Below are 20,607 nucleotides of genomic sequence, written 5' to 3'. Positions count from 1 at the left end.
CTGTCGGTGCGTCAGCGGCCGCCCTCGTGACGGTCGCGGTGGGCGTGCCATTCGTCGAGCAGGGCGGGCATTTTCCGGGCGAGGAAGTCGTAGAAGGCCGCGCCTTCTTCGAGCATCGAGCGCTGCAGGTCGTAGGCGAGCTCTTCGCAGCCGGAGAATGTGTCGTGGCTGGTGAGCACCCGGATCGGGCCTTCGAGCCGGGTTGCGGCGGGCGTGACCGCAGACGAGCGCGACCGTCTCGGGCGTGCCGCCGCGGCCTCCACGCAGGTCGAGCACGAGAGCGGTGGCCGAGGACAAAAGGGCGGACGCGGCGCGGACGTACGATTCGGCCAGGTGGACCGGCGGCAGGGAAGGCGCGATCCGCACCAGCCCGACCCCGCCGTCGAGCAGCTCGACCCGGCGGAAGCCGCCGGCGTTGCGCCAGGCCTCGACCGCGTACCGGGCCTCGTGCTCGGCACCGCCGAAGTCGGACGCCGCCCCGCCGGGACGGTGCCCGGACGTATCGGTTCGACACCGGCGAGGGCGGGGAGGCGACCAAGGCGATGCCGGCGACGGTCGCCGAAGAGATTCCCGCCGACGAAGGGCACCTGCTGTTCCACCGCGTGCTCCGGCTGATGGCGGACCAGGCCCGCGCCCTCGGGACCATCTCGAGTCCGTGGTGCAGGGCCTGGCTCCCGCCAATCCGCGCGAGTCCGAGTACGGCGTCCTGGTGAGCGTCTACCGCCGCGGCTGAATGCCGTCGCGACGGTCGGCGCGCATCTCCCGGGCGTGCCATTTGCATAAACTGTGAATATAAATCTGCTATGCTTCGCCCGTGAGCCGTCAAGACAGTGCGTCCGCCGCGATCGGGGCCGCCCTCTACGGCCTGGCCACCAGGGCGGTTCGGCGCCTTCCCCGGGACATGAGCCTGACGTCCGCCGCGACGCTGGCCACCCTGGAGCGGACCGGGCCGCGGCGGATCACCGATCTGGCCGCGGTCGAAGGCGTCACCCAGCCCGCGATGACCACCCTGGTCCGGGTGATGGAGAAGTCCGGCCTGGTCGAGCGGCGGGGCGACGTGTCCGACAAGCGGATCACGCTGGTGTGCCTGACCGAGGCCGGCGCCTCCTACGTCCGGGCCCGGCGCCAGGCGGGCGTTCACGCTTTCGAGCGGTTGATCGGCGAGCTCACCGGCGACGAGGTCGAGGCGCTGGTGGCGGCCCTGCCGGCACTGAAGCATCTCGCCGAGCTCGAAAGCCAGGAACGCGAAGGGCCGAAGCGGTGACGCGTTCGGAAACGCGGCTGCTGGTTCCCGCCCTGATTTTCATCGCCCTGGTCGTGGCCGCGGTTGCCAGCCTCGGGACGCCGCTCATCACCAGCGTGGCGACCTCGCTGCACGTCTCGCTCGGCAGCGCGCAGTGGACGCTGACCGTCGCGCTGCTCAGCGGCGCCGTCGCCACGCCGGTACTGGGGCGGCTCGGCGCCGGCCCGCACCGGCGGGTCACGATCCTCGCCACGCTGGCGATCGTCGTCGGCGGCAGCGCGCTCACCGTGCTGCCGCTGCCGTTCGGGTGGCTGCTGGCCGGCCGGGCGGCCCAGGGCGTCGGACTCGGTCTCACCGCGCTGATGATGGGCGTGGCCCGCGACCACCTCCCCGAGGCGCGCAGCGCGGCCGTGATCGCCCTGATCTCGGTGGTCTCGATCATCGGGGCCGGCGTCGGCTACCCGCTGGCCGCGCTGCTCGCCGAGTTCGGCGGGCTACGGGTCGCCTACGGCCTCGGCCTGGTCGTCACTGCCGCCGCCCTCTTGACCGCCTGGCGCGCCATGCCCGAAGCCCCCGAAGGCCGCTCTGCCCGCGTGGACGTGCCGGGCGCGGTCGTCCTGGCCGCGGCGCTGCTGCTGGTGCTGTTCCTTGCCGGCGAACGGGATCTGTGGAGCCGGCACCTCGCCGTGGCGGCGGGCCTCGCCGTCGGCGCGGTGGTGCTGCTCTGCGTCTGGGCCGTCATCGAGCTGCGCAGCGCGACACCCCTGGTCGACGTGCGGGCGGTGCGGCACCCGGCGGTCGCCGGGGCGAACCTCGCCATGTTCGTCGGCGGGATCGGCATGTACCTGCTGCTCACGCTCGTCACCCGATACGCGCAGACGCCGCGCGGCGCGGGCTACGGCTTCGGGCTGACGACCTTCGTCGCCGGGCTGGTCCTCATCCCGTTCTCGGTGCTGGGGTTCGTCGCCGGCAAGCTCACGCCGCGGGTCCGGACGCGGATCGCCGACCCCCTGCTCCTGGCCGGCAGCGCCGTCGTGGTCGGCGGCGGGTTCGCCCTGTTCGCGGTGGCCCGCTCGAACCTGGCCGAAGTGTTCGTGGCGATGGGGGTACTGGGTTTCGGTGTCGGGGGCTTCTCGGCCGCGATGCCCGGCGTCATCCTGGCCGTCACCCCCAAAAGCGAGACGTCGAGCGCGATGAGCTTCAACTACGTCGTCCGCAGCGTCGGCTACTCCCTGGGCAGCGCCATCGGCGGGCTGATCCTCGCCGCGGGCACCGGTCCGGGCCACCTCTTCCCCGACGACGGCGCCTACACCACCGCGGCGCTGGCCGGCCTCGGGGCCATGGCGATCACGACGCTGATCAGCCTCGCCCTCGCCCGCCGAAGCTCGTCCGAGACCACCCCATAAGTCATTCCGACACTGGAGGTTCCATGCCCAAGGGCTACTGGGTCAGCGTCTACCGCACCATTTCCGACCCCGGAAAACTGGCTGCCTACAACGCTTTGGCCGGTCCGGCCGTCCGGGCGGCGGGCGGCCGGACCCTCGTCCGCGGCGGCCGGGTCGCCGCCCATGACGAGGGAATCGCCGAGCGCACCGTCCTGGTCGAGTTCGACAGCTACGAGCAGGCCGTCGCGGCCCGCGAGAGCGACGCCTACCAGGAGGCGCTGGCCGCTCTCGCCGACGGTGTCGAGCGTGACTTCCGCATCGTCGAAGGCATCGACTGATCGTTCGGGCCCGCAAACGGGATTCCGTCCTCAGCACCTCGCGAACCGGTGCAGGGCGCCGAGCGCGGCCGGGGCGAGGGTGGCCGGCGTCGGGCGGCAGGTGGTCCACTTCGGACAGTCGTACCCGGCCCGGTGCGCCGGTGTGCGTTGTGTGGCGCCGAATCGACGGCCCGCCGCTGCTCGGGCGTGATCTGACCCTGGCGGGCCGCCTCGGCGGCCTGGTCGCCCTCCGGCTGGTCGCGCAACGACTCGTAGGCGGCTTTCGCCTGCCGGACGAAGGCCGGGTAGTCGAGCGCTTCGGGATGGTGGCGGTAGGCACCGAGCCCGGTGCGGCCGGTGCCGAGTGTGGTGGCTGGTTGCCGTCGCGGTCGGTGGGTCCGCTGCCGGGCAGCAGCAGGGCGGCGCGCAGCCGTTGGCCGCCTCGGCCGGGGTGGCGGTCACGACGGCCACCGACAGCACGACCGCGGTGGGCAGGGAGACCATCTCAGCGCAGGGCGTTCTCGACCAGCGTGACGGTCTCGCGCGGGTCGTCGACTTGGAGGACCAGGCGGGCGTAGCGCTCGTCGTCGAGTTCGATCACGACGGCCTTCGACGGGTCCTTGACGTCCCAGAAGACCTTTTCGCCGTCGAGGTGGAACGTGCCCGCCGTGATCACGCCCGGCACGTGGGCGCCCGGCGCGCGGATTCCCTTGGGATCGGCGGCGATGCCGGGGTCCGCGGTCGCGCCGCGGACGTGGGCCAGGGGAATGGTCAGGCTGCTCTTGAGGGCCCAGAGCTTGTCGAGACCTTCGATCACGACGACGAGGGCGTCGCCGTCGATGTGGACCAGTGCCATGTCAGTTTCCTTGTCGGTCGAAGCGGGGAGCGAGGGCGGCGGCGACACCGCCGGGGTTGCCGCGCAGGAGGATGCCCAGTGCGGCGGCGGTGAGGGCGCCGGCCAGGGCGGGGGAAAGGCCGAGGGCGTCGGCGACGGCCTGATCGACGGCGGCCAGCGCCGCCGCCACCTCGGCGGCGACTTCCTCGTCGGCCGGTGCCCGTTCGACCACCGCGAGCAGCAGCAGCCCGAGATCGGCCGAGGTGACGAGGCTGAGCACGGTCGCGGCGTCCGGTGCCGCGGCGAGCGCTTCGGCCAGCGGCCGGACGTCGTCGTCGAGGTGACGGCGCAGCGCGGTGAGGTAGAGACCGCGCTTGCTGCCGAAGGTCTTGTAGAGGCTGTTGCGGTGCACGCCGAGGTGGGTGACGAGGTCGTCGACGGACACCCCGTCGTACGCGCGGCCACCGAACAACCTCACGGCGGCGCGCACCACCTCGTCCTCGTCGAACGCCCGTTGCCTTCCCATGCCACGACCCTAGACTTTTGAGGAACGATCAGTCAAGAACAATCGTTCCTCAAAAATTTCCGGGCTGGAGAAGGCGCTGCGGACGCGGAAAGCCTCCGCGGCGAGTCGATCACCGCGGAGGCAACGTCCGGCGACGCCGGTTCAGCCACACCAGCCCCACCCGCTGGTGGCGACGGCGTCGCCGACCCAGCCCGCGTACATGACGCAGTCGGGCGCGTAGCCGCGCACGACCGCGTAGTACTTGAAGTTCCCCTGGTCGATCAGGTTCCGGCTGGTGTCCTCGGAGTCCCGGTACAGCCCGGCCATCGTGTCGGTGGCCACCCCGATGGACGTCCACTTGATGGTCACGACGCAGTTGTAGCCGCCGGACTTGTAGAGCAGGTAGACGCCGCCGTACTCGCGTCCGGCGTCGGTCTTGGCCGGCTTCGAGGAGATGACGCGGTAGCCGCTGCCGCACACCTCGGCCGGGGTGTACGGGTTCGTCGCCGCGGCGGCGGGCAGTGCGGTCGTCACCACCGCCGCGGCGCTCAGCAGCGCGCCGGCGAGCACGGTGCGGATCCGGGTGCTCATGGTTTTTCCCCTTTGCTTGTTACGGGCGCCAGACCCGGCGTTCGCCGAGGTCGTCCCGGTGCAGGTTGATGCCGGGGCTGCACAGTTGCGGCCCGCCCGCGCCGAGCTCGCAGACCTGGATGGAGAGGCGGTCGAATCCGCCGACCCGGTCGGGATCCCCGATGGAGAACTTGAACGGCACCGTCTCGCCGGGGCCCGCGGTGCGCCCGTCGCCGTCGACCTTCGTGCTACCGGCGTACGCGGTGAAGTAGACCCTGGTCGAGTGGTCGCCGCCGAAGTCCTGGACGCTGCCCTGCAGGACGGCGCTCCGGTTGCTCCAGACGGCTCCGCCGGAACTGAGCCCGAGCGGGGAGACGTCGGTGCTGATGTCCCACGAGTCGTTCGGGAACGCGGTCGTACTCGCTCCGGCCGGGCCTGCCCATACCGCGGGCACCGCCACCGCGGCCACCGCGATTCCCCTGATCCAGGTCCTGCCCGTCATCGTGCGTGTCCCCTCGTCGAGCTCGAATTCCGGTCGACGGGGAGCATGGCAGCGTTCACTGCAGCCGCACTGCAGTCTTACGGAACGTGGCCGGTCGGAGGTACCCTCCCCGTGGGGAGGGGGCATTGGCATGCCTGATGTTCGATTCGGCGTGCTCGGGCCGATCGCGGCCTGGCGCGGCGCGGCCCAGGTCGACGTGGGGTCCGGCAAGCGGCTCCGGGTGCTCGGCGTGCTGCTGCTGCACGCGAACCAGCGGGTGGACCGCGAACAGATCATCGAAGGCGCCTGGGGCGGGAAGCCGCCGAGGAGCGCGGTCAACCTCGTCCAGAAGTACGTCGGCGACGTGCGCCGGTCGCTGGCGCTCGACGAAGGCTCGCTGCAGACCATCGGCACCGGCTACCTGCTGCGGGTCGACCCCGGCCTGCTCGACAGCGCCCAGTTCGCGGCCCGGCTCGCCCGGGCGCGCGAAACCCGCGGCGACGGCGACCTGACCGCCGCCCGGCGGCACCTCACCGAGGCGATGACGCTGTGGCGCGGAGCCGCCTTCGGCGGCCTGGACACCCCCGCGGCCGCCACCGAGCGCGCCCGGCTGGAGGAGTACCGCCTCGGCGCGGTGGAAGACCTCGCCGACCTCGATCTGCTGCGCGGGGAGCATGCGCTGGCCATCCCCGAGCTGTCCCGGCTGGTCGGGGAGTGCCCGTACCGCGAACGCGCGCGGGAGCTGCTGATGATCGCGCTCTACCGCAGCGGCCGCCAAGGCGACGCGCTCGCCGTGTTCGACGACGTCCGGCGCCTGCTGGCCGACGAGCTCGGCGCCGACCCCGGGCCGGGGCTGCGGCGCGTGCACGGGCAGATCCTGCGCGCGGATCCGGCACTCGACCTGGTGACCTCGGCCGGGGAGCCGCGGCCGGTCGCCCAGCTGCCCGCGGACATCCCGGACTTCACCGGCCGCGCCGGCGCCCTGGGCGAGCTGCTGGACCTGCTGGCCGAGCGCCGGGTGGTGGTCGTCGCCGGCGCGCCGGGGACCGGGAAGTCGGCGCTCGCCGTGCGCGCACTCCACCAGGCCCGCGACGCGTTCCCCCACGGCCAGCTCCACCTCGACCTCGCCGGCACCTCGGCGGTGCCGCGCGACCCGGCCATGATGCTGGCCGAACTGCTGCGCGCGCTCGGCGTCACGGACGCGGTCATGCCGCCCGGACTGCACGAACGGGCGGCGCTCTACCGGTCACGGCTGGCCGGCCGCCGCATGCTGGTGCTGCTCGACGACGCCGCCGGCGCCCAGCAGGTGCGGCCGTTGCTGCCCCCGTCGGGCGGCTGCGCGGTGGTGGTCACGAGCCGGCACCGCCTGGCGGACCTCGCCGGTGCCGAACACCTCGAGCTGGACGTGCTGTCCACGGAAGACGCCCGGGACCTCCTCGCCCGCATCGCCGGGGCGGAGCGCGTCGAGCGGGAACCGGAGCCGGCCGACGCGATCGTCCGGCTGTGCGGACGGCTTCCCCTGGCCATCCGGATCACCGGCGCGAAGCTCGCGAGCCGGCGGGCGTGGACCCTGCAGGTGCTGCGCGAACGCCTGGAGGACGAGTCCCGGCGGCTGCGCGAGCTGCGGGTCGGCGACCTCGACCTGCGGGCCCACTTCGACTTGAGCCTGCGCCAGCTCCCCGAACCGGCCGTCCGGGCGTTCCGGCTGCTGGGGCTGCTGGGCGCGGAAACACTCCCCGCGTGGGTGATCGGCGCGCTCCTCGGCCGGCCGGCCGCGGACGACGTGCTGGACACGCTCGTCGACGCCTACCTCGTACGTCTGGTCTCCACCGACCGCGCCGGCCAGCCGCGGTACCGGCTGCACGACCTGTTGCGCGCGTACGCGGCGGAAGGCGCGCAGGAGTGTTACCCGGCCGAGGAGCGCCGGGCGGCGGTGGAGCGGGTCCTCGCCGCCTGGCTCGCCCTCGCCGAGCAGGCCCGTGACCTGTTCTACCCCAGCCTCTTCCGGCCGACGCCGGGCCGTTCACCGCGCTGGACCCCGGACTACGCGGTCGCCGACCCGGTCGCCTGGTTCGACGCCGAACGCGGGACGGTGCTGCGGGCGATCGAGCTCGCGGCCGCGTGGGGACTGGACGAGCCGGCCTGGGAGCTGGCGGTCGCCGCGGTGCCGTACTACGACCACCGCAGCCTGTACCAGGACTGGAACCGCAGCCACCAGGTGGCACTGGAGGCCACCGTCGCGGCCGGGAACGCCCACGGCGAAGCGGCGTTGCTGCAGGGGCTCGGTCAGGTGCACATCTACCTCGACGAAATGGCCGAAGCGCGCCACGACCTGCACCGGTGCGCGAAGCTCTACGAGGCCATCGGCGACCGGCGCGGCGAGGGACTCGCGCTGGCCGGCCTGGGCACCGTGCACCGCGTCCGCGGCGAGCTCGACGCGGCGCTGGCCGTCGACAAGGAGGCGCTGGGCCACCTGGTGGCCGCGGGGCACCGGCACGCGGAGGCGCAGGTCCGCACGGCCATCGGCATCATCGCGTTCGACCGGGGCGCCGACGACGCCGGTCCGTGGATCGAGGAGGGCCTGCGGATCGCGCGGCGTCTCGGTGACCGGCACCGGCAGGCGGTGATCCTCCGCACGCTCAGCCGGTACCACCTGGGCATCGGCGACACCCCGGCCGCGCTGCGCGACCTCATCGAAGCGCTGACGATCTTCAGCGAAATCAGCGACGAGCGCTGCGGCGCCTACACCGACCAACGGCTCGGCGTGATCTACGCGGAACTCGGCGACGGGTCCCGTGCGGATTCGGCCCTCCGGCGCGCGGCGCACGTCTTCCGCGCCAACGGCGACCGCAGCAACGAAGCGGCGTGCTGGCAGCGGCTCGGTGAGCTGGAGAGCGAACTCGGTGACGCCGTCGCGGCCCGGCGCCACCTGGGCTGGGCGGCCGAGTTGTGGCGAGCCATCGATCTGCCCGAACGGGCCGACGCGGTGCAGGCCGCGCTGGAAGCGTTGGCCGATACGTGACTTCCGGGCCGGCGCTAGCTCGGGCGTAGGAGCGCCAGCGCCTCCTTGGCGTTGTGCTCGGCGATCCCGCGCATGAGCGCCCGATCGGGAAAGTCCCCGTCGAGCAGGCGCAGCGGGCCGGCCACCAGGGACAGGCGCATCGCGAGCAGGTAGAGGTCGAGCCGCCGCGGATCGAGGCCGGGCCGGGCGAGCGCGGGGTAGTGCTCGCCGAAGCGGAGCCGGAGGAAGACGTGCTCCCACTCGACGTCGAAGTGCATCAGGCCCTCGATGTCGATCAGCACCGGGTGCCCGCCGGCGTCGATGAGGACGTGGTCGGGGCCGAGTTCTCCGTGGATCAGCCCGTACTCCGCGCGAGGACGGACCCGGCCGGCCCATTCCTGCAGCCGGTCGCGCATCGCGGCGCCGGCTGCCGCGATGCGCGCGTCGCGCTCCGCCCCGTCCTCGAGGTCCCGCAGCGCGCGGTCGAGAACCCGCCGCTCGCACGAAACCGGTTGCGCCGATTCGAGCCGGTCCACCCTGCCGTAGTGCCGGCTCCGGTGCCGGTGCATCACTTCGAGCGTCCCGGCGAGTTCGCTCAGGGCGTTCGCGGCACGCGGGCGATCGGTTTCGAAGAGCGCTTCGAGCGTGCCCCCGGAGACGTCCTCGACCACGGCGATGTCGGCCGGGTAGTGGCGCCGGCTGTCGTCCGCCAGGTGTATCCGCGGAGTTCGGACGCCGAGTGCGGCCAAGGTGCGGTGCGCGGCCAGGAAGGGGACCAGGCCCGAGGCAGGCGCGAACGGGTCGGCCGGGTCGGCTTCCCGTTCGCCAGGCCAGAAGTTCTCCGCTTCGGCCCAGCTGTAGACGATCACGCCGGGCATGCGGGTGCCCTCGAGGCGGAACCGGTACACCCCCTTCTTGCTCCTGCCGCGCAACCGCTCGACGGTGACCACGCGGCATCCCGGGCCCAGTGCGTCACGGACGAGCCTCGACAGGACTTCGACGTCAGCGAATTGCCGCATCCTCCGAACCTACTGAAGAGGGCACCGCGCGTGGTTCGGTTTCGGTCTCGAGCCGCCTCGGCCGAAAGTACGAGACGAGCTCGCCTCAACCGGTGCCGGTGCGCGGTGCGTCCTAACTTCCCGGTATGACTACCGAAACCGCGCGGGAGAACCCGCCCAGCACCATCATCGCCGCCTTTTTCGGCTTCCTGGTGTCCACCGTGTCCGCGATCGCCGGTGGGCTGCTCGTCCTGAGCGCGCACGACGAAATCGCGGCGGCCCTGCGGCGGGCGAACCCCGCGCTGGCGCAGGACCGGCTCGACCGGCTCACCCTGCTCGCGCAGGCCGTGCCGGTCGCCATCGCCGTGGTCATCGCGCTGGTCTACCTGTGGCTGTCGTTCAAGCTCAAGGCCGGCCGCAACTGGGCGCGCGTCACGCTGACCGTCTTCACCCTGCTGCAGGCGGCTTCGCTGCTGACCACCGAACCGTCGTGGGCGGGCTACCTGAGCTGCGGGGTGGCCGTGGTCGCGACGGTGCTCAGCTACCTGCCGCCGTCCAACCGCTACGTCGCCGGGGTCCGGCGCGCGGGCTGACCCGGGGCGCGGGATCATGACGGCCATGCGCAGAGCGGGGGTCCTGGCCCGGCGCGGCATGCTCGGCACCGAGCTCGCCGTGCTGGCCGCGGCGCTCGTCGCCGACGTGGTGCTGGTGCTGCGCGCACCCGCCGGAAGCGGCGGCTGGGCGGCGCCGCTCACCGGGCTCCTGGCGTCCACCGGGACGGCGATCCCGGTGCTGGCCGTGCTGCGGCGGCGCTTCCCCCGCCACATCGGCGTGCTGGGGAGCGTCGTCGCCGCGCTGTCGGCGATCGGCACGGTCGTGGCGGTCACCGCGCACGCCCGGAGCCAGCCGCCGTTCGCCGAGATCGTGGCCGCCGGGCTGCTCACGGCCGCCGCCGGCCGCAAGCTCGAACCGAAGCACGCGGCCGCGCTGGCGCCGGCCCTCGGCGCGGTGATGATCGCCGCGCCCCTGCTTCGCTACGGCGCCGGCGAGCCGGAGACGCTGCTGGCGGTGGCGGCCGCGGCGTACTGGGGTGCCTGCCTCGGGGTCGGGCTGATTCTGCGGGCGGCGGACGCCCGGCAGCGGGCCGCGCTGGACCGGGTGCGCAGCCAGGAACGCCTGCAGCTGGCCCGGGAACTGCACGACCTGGTGTCCCACCACGTCAGCGGGATCGTCGTCCGCGTGCAGGCCGCCCGGGCGATCGCCGAAGCGAACGCCGACGTCGGCGGGCACGCGGCGGTCTACCGCGAGATCGAGGAAGCCGGCGGTGCGGCGCTGGCCGCCGCGCGCCGGCTGGTCGGGATGCTGCGGGACACCCGGGACGTGCCGCTGCTGTCCGGTGCCGTGCTCGGTGACGCGGTGCGCGCGGCCGCCGGCTCCTCCGCCCGGGTGGACGTCGCCGAGGAACTGGACCAGCTGCCGGTGCCGGCCCAGGTGGCCACGACCGTGCACCGCGTGGTGACCGAAGCGCTGACCAACGCCCGCCGGCACGCGCCGTCCGCGACCGAGGTGGTCGTCTCCGCCCGCGTCGAAGCCGACGACCTCGTGCTTGAGGTGCGCAACGACGGGGTCACCGCGACGGCCGCACCCGGCGGGTTCGGGATCATCGGCATGACCGAGCGGCTGGCCATGCTGGGCGGCCGCCTGACCGCGGGGCCGGAACCCGGGGCGCGGTGGCGGGTCGTGGCGCGGCTCCCGCTCGCCGGTGAGGACGCGCCCTTCGACGCCTTGCCGAGGGGGCTCTGATGACCATCCGGGTGCTCGTCGCCGACGACCAGGTGCTGGTGCGCACCGGGTTCCGGCTGGTGCTGGACGCCGCGCCGGACATCGAGGTGATCGCCGAAGCCGCCGACGGGGAGGCCGCGGTCCGGCTGGCGCGGCAGCTGCGGCCGGACGTCACGCTGATGGACATCCGGATGCCCAAAGTGGACGGTCTGCGAGCCACCGAACTGCTGGCCGGGCCGGGGGTCGCGCAGCCGCTGCGCGTGGTGGTGGTGACGACCTACGACGCGGACGAGAACGTCTACGCCGCCCTGCTCGGCGGCGCCAGCGGGTTCCTGCTCAAGGACGCCGGCCCGCAGCTGCTGGTGGACGCGGTCCGCGCGGCGGCCGGCGGGGAGGCGATGGTCTCGCCGTCGGTGACCGTGCGCCTGCTGGCCCGGTTCACCGAGAAGGCGCGGCAGCGCGCGCAGGGGACACCGGGCCTGCTGACCGACCGCGAGTCCGATGTGGTGCTCGCGGTCGCCCGCGGCCGGACCAACGCGGAGATCGCCGACGACCTCCGCGTCTCCCTTTCGACGGTCAAGACGCACCTGGCGAGCGTGCAGCGCAAGCTCGAACTGCGGAACCGCACGGAAATCGCCGTCTGGGCGTGGCAGCGCGGGTTGCTGGGATGACCTTGACGGGTGTGCGAGACTCGCCGAGTGTGCGGTCAGCGCGGTGACCATCCCGGCCGGACGGCGAGAAGTGCCCGAGCGGCTGCGGATGGCGGGCCGCCGGGTGGTGCAGGCGGTGCTGGACCAGGCGCTCGCCGCCGGGCTGGGAGCGTTCGCCGCGCTCGCGGCCGGTCTCGTCGTCATTCCGTTGCTGCAGTGGGGATGGGTGCCGCCGAAAACGCTCCTGTGGGGCCCGGCGATCACGTTCTTCGCGGTCAACTACGCCTGTGACGCCCTGATCCACATCTGGATCCCCCTGCGCCGGGGCGGGGTCACCCCGGGCATGCTGGTGATGGGACTGCGCGTGGAAACCCTGCGCGGCGGGCCGCCCAAGGCGCGCGCCTACGTCTTCCGGTGGTTGCTGATGACCGTCGACGGGCTGCTGTTCGGGCTGGTGGCCGTCGTCAGCATCGTGCTTTCCCGGCGGCGGCAGCGGATCGGTGATCTGGTGGCGCGGACCCTCGTGGTGCGCGCGGGTCCTCGTACTTTTGGTTGATCCCGGCGCCGGGAATGCGCGCCATACTCCGGGTGATCATTCACCCGGACGAGGGGCGTCAAGTGAAAAACAAGACAGCGAGCCGGTTTCTGATCGCCGCCGTGCTGCTCGCGGTGCCGGCGGTTCCCGCGGGAACCGCCGCCGCGGCCACGCCGGACCGCTACACCGGCCAGCAGGTGGCCTGGGGAGCGTGCCCGTTCCCGGTCGCCGACGGGGCGAAGGCCGCCGAATGCGCGGTGATCACCGTGCCGCGGGACTGGGCGAACCCGGATTCCGGGGTGGACCTGAGCGTGTCCATCAGCCGCGTCGCGGCGACGGGCGAACGTCTCGGTGCGCTCCTGGTGAACCCGGGCGGTCCCGGCGGGCAGGGCAGTTCCCTCGCGGGTGCGCTGGCGGGCCTCGAACCCGGGGTGAACGAACGGTACGACTTCATCGGCATGGATCCGCGCGGCACCGGGCACGAAGGGACCGCGGACGCCGGGTTCGTCTGCCAGGTCCCGGCGGGACGGCTGCCGCAGGGGCCGCTCGACGCGCGTGACCGCTCGGCGACGAGCATCGCGGAGCACCAGAAGACGCCGCGGGCGATCGCGGAGGCGTGCCAGAGCGACGCGGTCGCGCCGTTCGTCACGACCTGGCAGACCGCGCACGACATGGACCTGATCCGGACCCTGCTCGGGGACGAAAAGCTGAACTACCTCGGCTACTCCTACGGCACCTGGCTCGGCGCCAAGTACGCGTCGTTGTTCCCGGGCCGCGCGGGCAAGGTGGTGCTCGACTCCAGCGTCGACTTCGAAGGCCGGCTGCAGGCCGACTTCGAGGCGTTCCCGAAGATCGGGCAGCGGCAGACCGACGAGGTCTTCGTGCCGTGGCTGGCCCGGCAGTTCCCCGAGCAGCTCGGCGCTTCGCCGGCCGAGGTGAAGCAGAAGATCGAGCGGCTGCGCGGGTTCTACGCCGGGCACGGCGTCGCCCCGGACCAGTTCGACGCCCTGTTCGTCGGCAACGGCAACGAGATCCGCTGGATCCTCGTGGCCGCCGTGCTCATCGCCGGCGCGGGGGAGCTGGACGGCAAGCCGGTCCAGCCCCCGGCGGCGCTCGCCGGGCAGCTGGACACCTGGTCGACGGCCGTGTTCGGCAAGCGGCTGGCCGAGCTGACCGGCGCCGACGTCGCCGCCGGGCTGGCGGCGGCGGAACCGGACTACCGCAAGATTTCCGGGACGCGCTACGCGGTGGCGTGCGGCGACCAGCCGACGAAGACGGCCGGCTGGTACAAGCGCCTGTCCGATCGGCAGGGCCCGCAGTACCCGATCTTCGGCTGGGCCTACGGGCTGACCGAGCCGTGCGGGTTCTGGTCCGACCGGCCCCGGCAGGACATGCCCGGACTCTCGCCCGAAGCGGCGGCCAACGTGCTGGTGGTCCAGGGCGAGTTCGACCCGCAAACCGGGTACGAGCAAGCACGTTCGGCGGTCCGCGCCGCCGGGGTCCCGCTGGTGTCGGTCGACGACGCCGCGTTCCACGGCCAGTACGCCCTGGGCGGCAACCCGTGCGTCGACGGGATGGTCAACGTCTTCCTGATCGCCAATTCCCGGCCACGCTCGGCCACCTGCCCGGGCGTGCCCCTGCCCGGCGAGGACCGCGTCTTCCCGGTGGCCGGCCCGGTCACCGGCGGCCACGCGGCGGTGGCCAGTGCCGCCGACACCCGTGATTCGGCGTTGCGCACCGCCGTGCGCCGCAGCATCGGCGAACTCAACAACGGCCGCTGACGTCGGGAAGCCCCCGGGCCTCGTGAGTGGTAAGGCGGGTTCTTCTAACCCGCCTTACCGCTCACGACCTCCTTGTGGCCCTTACGAGGTGGGCCGGGAGTTGGTTGACTCACCCGCGTGCGGATCCCGGGTTTGCTGCTCACCGTCCTGCTCGCCACCGCCGGCCTGACGGTTCCCGTCGCCGCGGCCGATCCGCCGTCCTGGAGCGGGCCGCTCAGCACGCGCGGCCGGTACATCGTCGACGCGCACGGGGACCGCTTCAAGCTGAAGGCCGCCAACTGGCACGGCGCGAGCGGCACGTGGACCGGTTCCGGCGACGTGAACGATCCGGCCAGCCACCACGTCGGCGAGATCGCGTACCAGACCCCGCTCGGGCTCGACCGGGTGTCGATCGACACGGTCATCGACGGGCTCGCGCAGCTGGGCCTCAACAGCGTCCGGCTGCAGTTCTCCAACGCGATGCTCCACGACACCCGGCCCGTCCCGGACCTGGCCGCCAACCCGGACCTGCACGGTTTCACCCCGCTGCAGGTCTACGACCGCGTCGTCGACCGGCTGACCGCGCGCGGGTTCGCCGTCGTCCTCAACAACCACACCACGACCTCGCGCTGGTGCTGCGGGCTCGACGGCAACGAACGCTGGAACACCGCGCAGACCGAGCAGCAGTGGCAGGACGACTGGCTGTTCATGGCGCGCCGCTACGCCGCGAACAAGCGCGTCGTCGGCGCCGACCTGTACAACGAGGTCCGCCGCAACACCTTCGACGACCCCAACTGGGGCTGGGGCAACGGCACCGACTGGCAGCGCGCCAGCCAGCAGGTCGCCGACCGGATCCTCACCGAGGCGAACCGCGACCTGCTGATCTTCGTCGAGGGCATCAACTGGACCGGGCTGCCGGTCGACGGCTTCCCGCACGGCCGTCCGACGCTGGAACCCGCCCGGACGCTGTCGCACACGCTCGTGGATTCGGGCAAGCTCGTCTATTCGGCGCACTTCTACGGCTACACCGGACCCAACCACTCCGGCGCGACCGGCATCGGCGAAACGCACGACCCGCGCTACCGAGACCTCTCGCCCCAGGAACTGCGGGACGTCCTGTACCGGCAGGCGTTCTTCGTCTCGGCCGACACCGGCCGCCACTACACGGCACCGCTGTGGATCAGCGAGTTCGGCGAGGGCCGCACCACGACCGACCCGGCGTCCCGCGCGTTCTTCGAGAACTTCGTGAACTACCTGGCCGAAACGGACACGGACTTCGCCTACTGGCCCGCGGTCGGCTTCCAAACCGACGGCTGGGCCCTGCTGGGATACGACTCGGCGGGCCGCCGCCTCGACGTCCTCGACGGCTCGGACTGGCGCGGTCCCGCCTGGCGGCGGCTGATCTCCGCGCCGTCCCGGACCGGGCCGATCCCGGACGACGTGGCGCACTGGTCGATGCTGAACCTCGACTACGGCGACTTCCCGGAGTCGCGGCAGGTCCGCGCGCTGCCGGACTGGAACCCCGGCGCCCGCAAGGGCGCCTGCCCCGACGGGCAGCGGCTCGCCGGCCTCGCCCACACCGGCAACCGTGGCCTGTGCACCGGGACGCTCGCCGCCCCGGCCGGGTACGTGGTCGTGCGCGACGAGACCTACGTCGACACCGATTGGGCGTCCGGCTACACCAAGACGCAGTGCCCGCCCGGCCACGCGGTGGTGGGGTACAGCGTCCAGGGGGGGGGGGGCCTTCTCGGCGGTGCTGTGCGGCCGGTCGGCGACACCGCTGGGCCGCACGGGCCGCACGGTGTGGTTCGACCGCGGCGACAACCGGCCGCCCGGTGACCCCGGCGGTGACTTCGCGACCGGGAACTACAAGGGCCAGTGCGCGCCGGGGGAGTACGTCGCCGGAGTCGCTTACACCGGCCGGATCAGTTCGAGCCGGACGCCGGACGCGCTGCTCTGCCGGTCCTAGCGGGGCCGGGCGGGGAGGGGGCGGCGGCTGAGTCGGCCGGGTGGGTCTCGCCAGGGAGTCCCGCTCGGATGCCGGTGCGTGATTCGCGCGGCGGAGGCGCTGCTCTGCCGGTCCGAGCCGGACCGCGCGGCGAGCGGACGGCCGCCCAGCATCCCCGCCGTGTCCCAGCGGCGTGGCGTTCCCGCTGGTCCGGCGGGGTGGAACCGTCCCGGCGTCCCGGGTCGGCCGCCGAGGGGGGATCGGCGGCCCGGGCGCTGCCAGCCTTCTCGCCATGCAAAGACTCGCTCTGGCCGTCGCGATGCTGCTGGTGTTACCCGCCGCAGCCGCGGTCGCGGCCGAACCCGTTGCGGTGTGCGGGCACACCAGTACCCAGCCCACGCTCGCCCCAGGGGCGACCGGCGCCGCGGTCGCCGAGGCGCAGTGCGAACTGAACCTGGCGACCAAGGCGAGCCGGTACACGCCCATCGGCGCCGACGGCTCCTTCGGCCCGGCGACCGAAGCGCGCGTCCGCGTGTTCCAGAAGTGCGCCGCGCTGAGCGTGGACGGCCGGATCGGGCCGAACACGTGGGCCGCCCTCAACTCCTGGTCCGCGCGGCCGCGCAAGTGCGCCACCCAGGGCACCGCCGACGCCGCGCAGAGCGTCGTGTGCGGCCTTTCCGCCGCCCGCCCGACCCTGCAGAGCGGCTCCAGCGGCGTGGACGTCAAGGAACTCCAGTGCCGGCTCAACCTCGCCATGGAGCCGGGCCACTACCCGCCGCTGACGGTCGACGGGCAGTTCGGGGACGGCACCCGCACCCGGGTGATCCAGTTCCAGCACTGCGTCAACGCCAGTGCCGACGGGGTCGCCGGGCCCACGACGTGGGCGAAGGTCACCGACTGGTCCGGCCGCAACACCTACTGCACGCCGCCGAAGCCCGCCGGGCACCCAATCGACGGCGTCGACACGGCGAAGTACCAGCACCCCGGGGGCGCGCCGATCAACTGGGGCGCGGTCAAGGCGTCCGGGGTCGAGTTCGCGACCGTCAAAGCGACGCGCGGCCTGAACGTCACCGACGACTACCTGGCCACCGACCTGCCCGCCGCGCGCAACGCCGGCCTGGCCGTCGGGCCGTACCACTTCTACACGGGCACCGCGGCCGGCACCGGCGGCGCGCAGGCCGACCGGTTCATCGCTGCCGTGAAGGCCACCGGGTACACCGGCAAGCGCGCCGGTGACCTGCCGCCCGTGTTCGACCTGGAGTGGAAGGACGACGGCTCCGGCGGCTGCCCGCCCTACGTCACCGTCGCCGACGCCAAGGCCTGGCTGGACAAGGTCCAGGCGGCGTTCGGCCGAACCCCGATCATCTACACCCAGAAGTCGTTCCTGGACAGCTGCCTGGGCGGCACCACGGCGCTCGCGGCCTACCCGATGCAGCTCGCCGACTACCGCCAGTCCGTCACGCAACCGGCACTGCCCGCCGGGTCGAAGACGTGGCTGATGTGGCAGTACACCGACGCGGCCATCCCCGACGGCATCCCCGCGCCGGCCACCGGCGACGTCTTCAACGGCACCCAGGCCGACCTCGACCGGCTCGCCAACCGCTGAAAATCCCTGTCAGGAAAGGACGAGAATGAACCTCCCCATGAGCCGCCGCTCGGTGCTGCGCGGCGCGGTGGTGCTCGGCGCGGCCGCGGCGGTCAGCCCGCTGCTGCTGACCGGCACCGCCCAGGCGTACCCGTGGTCCCGCACCCTCACCCAGGGGAGCACGGGCGCCGACGTCACCGAACTCCAGATCCGCGTCGCGGGCTGGGCCGCCGACCACGCGAGCCAGAGCCGCGTCTCGATCGACGGCGAGTTCGGCCCCGGCACCGCGGCCGCGGTCCGCCGGTTCCAGGCGGCCTACGGCCTCGGCGCCGACGGCCAGGTCGGGCCGGCCACGCAGGCCGCGCTCAACGCGCTGGAGCAGAGCGACGGGTCCACCGTCCACTTCAACTTCAGCGAGTTCACCGACCGCGACAGCGGCACCTTCAGCGGCGGCAAGGTCAGCGCGGCCACTGCCAAGGAGAACGCCCGGCGCTGCATGTACAAGCTGGAAGCACTGCGCAAGAAGCTCGGGAACAAGCCGATCACGGTGAACTCCGGGTTCCGCAGCATCGCGCACAACGCGGAGATCGGCGGCGCGAGCGACAGCATGCACCTGTACGGCACCGCGGCCGACCTGAACGTGCCGGGCGTGGCCAACAAGACCGTCTACCAGAAGGCGGAGACGTGCGGGTTCTCCGGCCTGGAGACCTACAACACCGACCACCAGCACGTGGACAGCCGGGCCGACCTCGGCCGGTCGTGGTGGTGGGAGAACGGCACGGTCTGAAGCCACCGGCCGGGCGCCGGGGAACCTGGGGATTCCCGGCGCCCGGGCCGGTCCTCAGTGCGGTGGCGGGGTCGCCAGCGCCGCCGAACAGGCCGGCCAGTCGTGGAAGTCGTGGCGCACGCTCCACAGGCGGTGCGCCGCCTCGATGTTCCAGGCCGGGTCGAACGCCTGCCGCGGCGTCCCGCCCAGCTCCAGCAGGCGGGCGTCGGAGATCTGGAAGACGCCCCAGTTGCGGCTGCCGTTCGTGTTCGGCAGCACCCAGAGCGGATCGAGGAACGAAGCACAGCGCGCGATGGCGACCGCGGTGTCCGGCGCTTCGGTGAACACGGCCCGGACCCGCTGCTCCACCGCGGCCGCCGGCCAGGTCGCCATGCTGGTCCGGCGGTCGTACAGCGCGGTCTTGGTGGCCTCGTCGACCACACCGCGGGCGGGCAGGCCCGCCAGCACCTGGAACGCGGTGACCCGGCGCAGCGTCTCCGGCCCGAACGAGCCGTCGACCGAGAGCCGCCCGTGCGCCGCGACCAGCAGGTTCTGCACCTCGGTGACGCACTCGTCGTGCTGGCCCATGCTGACCGGCGGCTCGCAGGCGGCCGAGAACAGCATCCGGTCGGCGTACCGGCCGGTGGCCGGCGGGGACGCGTCGGCGGTGAGCCAGACCAGACCACCCGCCAGCAGCACCACGACGGCGATGGCCGTCGCGGCGTAGGCCCGCCGCCGGCGGGGCGGCGCGGCCTCCTCACCGGTCCCGGTCTGTTCCGCTTCGTCGACGCGGCCGGCGTCGGCCAGGGCCCACAGCTGGTGCAGTTCCCGCAGTTCCGCCGGGGAGGCGCCACAGACCTTGCCGAAGGAGTGGACGACGCGGTAGTCGGCGGGGACGCTCTTGCCGGAGCAGTACCGGTGCAGGCTGGAGCCGCTGGCCCCGGCCTGCTTGCCGAGCCGTTCATAGCCCTGCCCGCTGCGGTCTTTCAGCATGCGCAGGTAGGCGGCGAACTTGTCCGTGTGCAGTGTCACTGTGACTCGAACACCTCGCTCGGGCAGCGGATGACGGACGGAAGTTAACACCGTCGCGGCGCACTCCGGGGAGAAATTGCCGGATTACGCCACATTTTCCTTCGCGTCACCATCGTTGCCGGAACGTCGACCCGGGGAGAACCTGCGCTAACCGACCCCGGTGGACCACCTGACCGCGTGGGTCCAGCCGTCCGCTGTGGTGGCGTAGCCCGCTGCCTGTCCGTTGTCGTTGACCGCGTTGGCGGTGGCGTCCTCGCCGTCGACGAGCGGGGCGAGCCGCGAGACCGTGCCGTCGGCGTCCCACCGCGCGGCGTGGCCGGCGTCGCCCGAGGTGAACGACTTGCCGACCATGACCCCCGAGGCCGAGATGTCCGACGCCCAGCTGGTGGCGTCCCCCGGCAGCGGGTTCAGCAGGGTGATGGCACCGGTGCCGTCCCAGCGCGCGACGCGGGAGGTGTCCGTCGTTTCGTAGCCGGCGACCTCGCCGTTGTCGTTGAGCGCGGTGGCGATGCTGGTCGACGGGGCGGACCCGATGCCCAGCGCGCTGATCGTGCCGTCCGGGGCCCACCGCACGGCCCTGGTGCCGGGGCAGCAGCCGTACGAGTAGCCGGCGATCGTGCCCGCGTCGTTGATCGTGTTCGCCTGACTGCTGCTCAGGCCGGGAAGGGTGCCAAGGTTGTCGACGGTGCCGTCGAGGTTCCACCGCACCGCGTGCCGGACGCCGTCCGGCTGCTGGGAGTAGCCGACGATGACGCCGGCGGAGTTGATCCCGCGTGCCTCGCTGGCGACATCACCGGGCAGGGTGCCCAGGTCGTCGATGGTGCCGTCGAGGTTCCAGCGCACGGCGTGGGTGTGGAAGTCGTGCGCGGCATCCCGCATGCTGCCCCGGCCGGCGACGACACCGGCGTCGTTGACGGCGTTCGCCGTGCTGTCCACGCCGGTGGGCAGGACGCCGAGGTCGTCGACGGTGCCGTCCGGGTTCCAGCGCGCGGCGTGGTTGCCGAGGCCGACCGAGGACTGGCCGACGACGGTTCCGCTCGAGTTCATCGCGTAGGCGAAGCTGTAGCTGCCGCCCGGGAGAACGCCGAGATCGGTGACCTGCGCGGTGGCGGTGGCGGTGGCCGGAGCCGGAAGGACGACCGCGCCCGCCAGTGCCGCGACGAGGGCGCCGATCAGGATGCCGGCGCGCGGCAGTACTCGTGAACGTGTCATGG

General features: G+C 72.9%; 19 protein-coding genes and 1 pseudogene. 12 read left to right on the top strand and 8 right to left on the bottom strand.

The window, feature by feature from the left end:
* Positions 1–11: 11 nt before the first annotated feature.
* Positions 12–179 (bottom strand): hypothetical protein, encoded by a 168-nt coding sequence (locus IE317_RS08960; protein ID WP_191308121.1) that lies wholly within the window; start codon positions 177–179, stop codon positions 12–14.
* Positions 180–814: 635 nt separating this feature from the next.
* On the opposite strand from IE317_RS08960, the gene IE317_RS08955 reads away from it, so the two are divergent.
* From IE317_RS08955 to IE317_RS08945, 3 genes are read left to right on the top strand one after another with little or no spacing between them, the layout of a single operon-like run.
* On the top strand, positions 815–1,264 hold the full coding sequence (locus IE317_RS08955) for a MarR family winged helix-turn-helix transcriptional regulator (protein ID WP_229902569.1): 450 nt from the start codon (positions 815–817) through the stop codon (positions 1,262–1,264).
* Complete coding sequence (locus tag IE317_RS08950) at positions 1,261–2,649, top strand: MFS transporter (protein ID WP_191308119.1); 1,389 nt, start codon at positions 1,261–1,263, stop codon at positions 2,647–2,649. The genes IE317_RS08955 and IE317_RS08950 overlap by 4 nt, the downstream gene beginning before the upstream one ends.
* Positions 2,650–2,672: 23 nt before the next feature.
* Entirely contained in the window at positions 2,673–2,966 is a 294-nt protein-coding gene (locus tag IE317_RS08945) for a DUF1330 domain-containing protein (protein WP_191308117.1), read from the top strand.
* A gap of 484 nt (positions 2,967–3,450) precedes the next feature.
* Here IE317_RS08945 and IE317_RS08940 read toward each other — a convergent pair whose 3' ends face one another.
* The 4 genes from IE317_RS08940 to IE317_RS08925 form a co-directional block, all read right to left on the bottom strand.
* Positions 3,451–3,801, bottom strand: a complete 351-nt coding sequence (locus tag IE317_RS08940; RefSeq protein WP_191308115.1) for a hypothetical protein — start codon at positions 3,799–3,801, stop codon at positions 3,451–3,453.
* A 1-nt stretch (position 3,802) separates the two neighbouring features.
* The gene (locus IE317_RS08935; protein ID WP_191308113.1) at positions 3,803–4,306 is read right to left on the bottom strand and encodes a TetR/AcrR family transcriptional regulator; all 504 of its coding nucleotides are present in this window, start codon (positions 4,304–4,306) and stop codon (positions 3,803–3,805) included.
* Positions 4,307–4,447: 141 nt separating this feature from the next.
* On the bottom strand, positions 4,448–4,876 hold the full coding sequence (locus IE317_RS08930; protein ID WP_191308111.1) for a hypothetical protein: 429 nt from the start codon (positions 4,874–4,876) through the stop codon (positions 4,448–4,450).
* Positions 4,877–4,895: 19 nt separating this feature from the next.
* Entirely contained in the window at positions 4,896–5,357 is a 462-nt protein-coding gene (locus IE317_RS08925; RefSeq protein ID WP_191308109.1) for a hypothetical protein, read from the bottom strand.
* 130 nt (positions 5,358–5,487) lie between these two features.
* On the opposite strand from IE317_RS08925, the gene IE317_RS08920 reads away from it, so the two are divergent.
* Positions 5,488–8,358: an AfsR/SARP family transcriptional regulator gene (locus IE317_RS08920; RefSeq protein WP_191308108.1), complete on the top strand. Its 2,871-nt coding sequence runs from the start codon at positions 5,488–5,490 to the stop codon at positions 8,356–8,358.
* Positions 8,359–8,372: 14 nt separating this feature from the next.
* Here IE317_RS08920 and IE317_RS08915 read toward each other — a convergent pair whose 3' ends face one another.
* Positions 8,373–9,356, bottom strand: a complete 984-nt coding sequence (locus IE317_RS08915) for a phosphotransferase family protein (protein WP_191308106.1) — start codon at positions 9,354–9,356, stop codon at positions 8,373–8,375.
* A 125-nt stretch (positions 9,357–9,481) separates the two neighbouring features.
* Here IE317_RS08915 and IE317_RS08910 point away from each other — a divergent pair, with 125 nt between their 5' ends.
* From IE317_RS08910 to IE317_RS08875, 8 genes and pseudogenes are all read left to right on the top strand, one after another.
* Positions 9,482–9,928 carry a hypothetical protein gene (locus tag IE317_RS08910; RefSeq protein WP_191308104.1) on the top strand — a complete coding sequence of 149 codons (447 nt, stop codon included), beginning with the start codon at positions 9,482–9,484 and terminating at the stop codon, positions 9,926–9,928.
* A gap of 25 nt (positions 9,929–9,953) precedes the next feature.
* Positions 9,954–11,138 (top strand): sensor histidine kinase, encoded by a 1,185-nt coding sequence (locus tag IE317_RS08905; protein WP_229902568.1) that lies wholly within the window; start codon positions 9,954–9,956, stop codon positions 11,136–11,138.
* Positions 11,138–11,788 carry a response regulator gene (locus IE317_RS08900; protein WP_191308102.1) on the top strand — a complete coding sequence of 217 codons (651 nt, stop codon included), beginning with the start codon at positions 11,138–11,140 and terminating at the stop codon, positions 11,786–11,788. The genes IE317_RS08905 and IE317_RS08900 overlap by 1 nt, the downstream gene beginning before the upstream one ends.
* 43 nt (positions 11,789–11,831) lie before the next feature.
* On the top strand, positions 11,832–12,323 hold the full coding sequence (locus tag IE317_RS08895) for an RDD family protein (RefSeq protein ID WP_229902567.1): 492 nt from the start codon (positions 11,832–11,834) through the stop codon (positions 12,321–12,323).
* A gap of 62 nt (positions 12,324–12,385) precedes the next feature.
* On the top strand, positions 12,386–14,083 hold the full coding sequence (locus IE317_RS08890) for an alpha/beta fold hydrolase (RefSeq protein ID WP_191308100.1): 1,698 nt from the start codon (positions 12,386–12,388) through the stop codon (positions 14,081–14,083).
* A 132-nt stretch (positions 14,084–14,215) separates the two neighbouring features.
* Positions 14,216–16,031: pseudogene (locus IE317_RS45080) on the top strand (glycoside hydrolase family 5 protein).
* A 271-nt stretch (positions 16,032–16,302) separates the two neighbouring features.
* Positions 16,303–17,616, top strand: a complete 1,314-nt coding sequence (locus tag IE317_RS08880) for a GH25 family lysozyme (RefSeq protein WP_229902565.1) — start codon at positions 16,303–16,305, stop codon at positions 17,614–17,616.
* A gap of 25 nt (positions 17,617–17,641) precedes the next feature.
* On the top strand, positions 17,642–18,382 hold the full coding sequence (locus IE317_RS08875; protein WP_229902564.1) for a D-Ala-D-Ala carboxypeptidase family metallohydrolase: 741 nt from the start codon (positions 17,642–17,644) through the stop codon (positions 18,380–18,382).
* A gap of 54 nt (positions 18,383–18,436) precedes the next feature.
* On the opposite strand, the gene IE317_RS08870 is transcribed toward IE317_RS08875, so the two are convergent.
* The gene (locus IE317_RS08870) at positions 18,437–19,393 is read right to left on the bottom strand and encodes a helix-turn-helix domain-containing protein (protein WP_191308098.1); all 957 of its coding nucleotides are present in this window, start codon (positions 19,391–19,393) and stop codon (positions 18,437–18,439) included.
* A gap of 147 nt (positions 19,394–19,540) precedes the next feature.
* Positions 19,541–20,605, bottom strand: a complete 1,065-nt coding sequence (locus IE317_RS08865) for a hypothetical protein (protein ID WP_191308096.1) — start codon at positions 20,603–20,605, stop codon at positions 19,541–19,543.
* Between the last annotated feature and the right edge of the window lie 2 nt (positions 20,606–20,607).

The organism is Amycolatopsis bullii (assembly GCF_014654205.1).
In the GTDB taxonomy this organism is placed as follows: Bacteria; Actinomycetota; Actinomycetes; order Mycobacteriales; family Pseudonocardiaceae; genus Amycolatopsis; species Amycolatopsis plumensis.
The sequence above is the reverse complement of the archived record's forward strand: the minus strand, read 5'-3'. Positions and strand labels throughout refer to the sequence as shown.